This is a genomic window from Pseudomonas asuensis (genome assembly GCF_014646755.1).
Lineage (GTDB): Bacteria > Pseudomonadota > Gammaproteobacteria > Pseudomonadales > Pseudomonadaceae > Chryseomonas > Chryseomonas asuensis.
Genome location: NZ_BMNW01000049.1, coordinates 1 through 3,099, shown reverse-complemented (window position 1 = coordinate 3,099; position 3,099 = coordinate 1). Strand labels below are relative to the sequence as shown.

2 protein-coding genes are annotated in these 3,099 nt (G+C 50.4%); both read left to right on the top strand.

The window, feature by feature from the left end; translation table 11 throughout:
- Window positions 1-712 (top strand): hypothetical protein (locus IEX86_RS24515; RefSeq protein WP_188868759.1); only part of this gene is annotated, 712 nt, incomplete at its 5' end.
- An 827-nt stretch (window positions 713-1,539) separates the two neighbouring features.
- Window positions 1,540-2,646, top strand: a complete 1,107-nt coding sequence (locus IEX86_RS24510; RefSeq protein WP_188868758.1) for a hypothetical protein — start codon at window positions 1,540-1,542, stop codon at window positions 2,644-2,646.
- The last annotated feature ends 453 nt before the right edge of the window (window positions 2,647-3,099 follow it).

The window sequence follows — 3,099 nt, the reverse complement described above, 5'->3', positions numbered from 1 at the left end:
ACAGGGCCAGACCTGGTCGCAGCTCCGACCTGACCCTACTGATCTTCGTCCCGCCGGGCTCGAACGCGCCGTTAACGAAGGGATTAGTCAGCATGGCCTACATAGTCAAACACGAGCAGTGCTCAACAGGGAGTTTGGGCTTGTGCTGGTAGCCGAATCGGGAAAGGTAAAGCTTAAGCCCACCCTTGCCGAGCATAGTCAGCTCATGGCCTCGTTACCACAAAGCCTAAACTCCAATGATCGCTCAAATATCAACCGTTTCCTGTGCCACTTGGAGCAACAGGGCCAGACTTGGTCACAGCTGTGGCCTAACCCTACTGATCTTCGTCCCGCCGGGCTCGAACGCGCCGTTAACGAAGGGATTAGTCAGCATGGCTTACCTAATCAAACACGAGCAGCGCTCAACAGGGCGTTGGGGCTTGTACTGGTAGGCGAATCGGGACGGGTGATACTTAAGCCCACCCTTGCCGAGCATAATCAGCTCATGGCCTCGTTGCCACAAAGCCTAACGCCACAAGAACGCTCACATATCAATCGTTTCTTGTGCCACCTGGAGCAACAGGGTCAGACTTGGTCACAGCTCCGACCTGATCCGACTGATCCTCGTCCCGCCGCGCTCGAACGCGCGGTTAACAAAGGGGTCAGTCAGCATGGCTTAAACCGTGGCACACGAGCAGCGCTCAATGGGGCGTTTGGACTTGAATTGAAATAAGTGCACCGAAATAGCGTTGAGAGCCTCGCGCATGGGGGTTACTTTCTGGTCAGTCTATTAAGTATCGATATTTCCCTAGGTATAGTCTATGGGGCATACCCCAGCGACTACACAAGAAAAGCTATCATTCGAGTGAGCGAATCAGAACGACTAAGATATTTTCATTCGCTCAACAGACGCTTTAGCTTTAGATGACTGCCGCTGTGGTAGTTGAGGAAATCTTGCATAGTAGGCGATAACTCTTCTACCGAAGCAATTTGCCAGAATCGTTCCTTTCCGAGAATCGGTTCAAATCTGTTTATGAGCTCTTCGGCAGCATTGTGACTGCTTGTTCGTAGCAAGTATTTGAATAAATCTTGGTTTTCACGCTTAGGGAGCTGAGCGGCCTAAGTCATTATGAGCGCGAATCGATAATTCAATGGCTAGAGCTGCTTGAGAAAATCAATTCTGGCAGCAACTGGTAGTCCTATAAGCCAGTGTCTAACCAATCTGTCCATTTTAGATTGGCCAGACCTAGATGCTATTTGTTCTAGGCTAAAAGGTGGTTCGTTCATAGCATAAGTAACCTTAGAGCCGAAATGATAAGGATGGCTAGTCTGCTTCCTTCTCTGCAATGGCCCTATTGAATCATACGGAATGCTTGGGTTAGGCAACCGTTTTGTCAGCAAATCTCCAGACTAGTAAATATGCTATGTGGTCGCTGGGGTATACCCAAATAAATACCTACAAAGAGGTAGCTAAACTAGGTCCAACCGCGACGGCGGGGGAACCTAGTTAGGTCTATATGCCACATAAGCGATATCTATGATCTCGTGTGGATTACTATTATGTCTATGGAAGTGTTTAGGCCAGTGGGTCAGCCCTTTGGGCTGGAAGCAGGTACCTATCAGAGCTCCCCAAACTTCGAGAGTGGCCAAGGCAAAAGCCATGGCAACGGCACTATCGATTTCGGCGGCTCGACCAACCTATGCTTGCAAAATAACCAGGTTAATTTTGGTAGCAATCACCAGCAACTTAGTCCTTATAAGTCTTCGGCTAATGGGCAGTCCAGCCAGGACGATGACCTTATGGCATTGGTGCGCGACCTGATCCAGCAAATCGCTCAGTCGCTATTGCAGTTTATGCAACAGAATCAGAATGGTAATACCGATTCATCCAAGAATAATTTCAAGGGTAATTCATCGCCGAATAATAGCATTACCCCCCAAGACGCCATGGTATCGCCTCCCGTTCAGAACATTGCGGCCACTCAGCCTCCCGTTCCAGAGTCAACTTCAGTACCGACGTCGTCCAGTACTCCCACTGCTCAAGCGGACGCCGCCAAGCCTTCCGAGGTTGCGCCGAAGACAGACTCCTATACCTCTGTGGGCGGCGGCCAGACTGCGGGTAGTGGGCCCTACTCGATGAATATCAGTAACACACAGGACCATGAGGTCAAGATTGGCCAGTTCGACCAGAATGAAAAACTGATTGGAGAAATCACCTTAGCACCCAAGGGACAGCCTGGCTCCACCGGTACAATGAAGTACCAGGCAGACACCACAACGCTGATGAAGCAGGCGGATGAGGACGGCCAGTACCGTCCAGATGCGAGCCGGCTTGAGGCCTACAATGGCTTTATCAACACTAGTTATATTGACGGACGTAATGCCTCTATCCATGCCAGCGATGGAAAGGGCTTTGAGATTGGCGACAGCAAGAGCATCGCCGAGGAGGCGAAGAAGGCCGGCCTTATTAATAACATTAATGATACCATCCCAGGCTGGTACGACGGCTCGACTACCGAAATGCAAGAGGGTGGCAAGTTCCTAGAAAAAGAGCTGGGTACCGGGGATAGCTATATTCATCCCAATGACGACCAGCTCGGCCAGGGCAAGAACCCCATGCGCCACACCGACTCAATGACCCTTAATGTGGAGTTCGGCGAAGCCTGACTCTCATTAGCTGGCCGAATGTGTCCAGGCCAGTACCATAACCTGCTTACAGTCAGCGCTAGGCAGGCGGTGTCCACGTCTTCCTGTGGGGTTACACCGCCTGCGCTGGCCGAAGAAGGACTTAGCAAAATAAAATCTTTTAAGTCAGTCTATGGAGCAGAATACGCGCATTGGCTAACCATACCCAAGCTGCCTCGCTCATGATTGCATTCACTCGTATGTATGAGAGAAGGTATGAGCTTAGCTAAACAGATCTAGATTGAATGCAGCTCAACTAGCCTTGTAGTCGCTAAGGTATACCCTAAAGGTAACATCCAATTACGTCTCTAACCTGCCTTAAGGGAACCGGATAGCCAGCCTAACCACTTAGCTCTATCACGCGAATGTCTAGAACATTTGCTCCGCTAGTGGCCCTGAGGCTAAACCATGCTTTCTCAACGTCTCTCAGCAGCA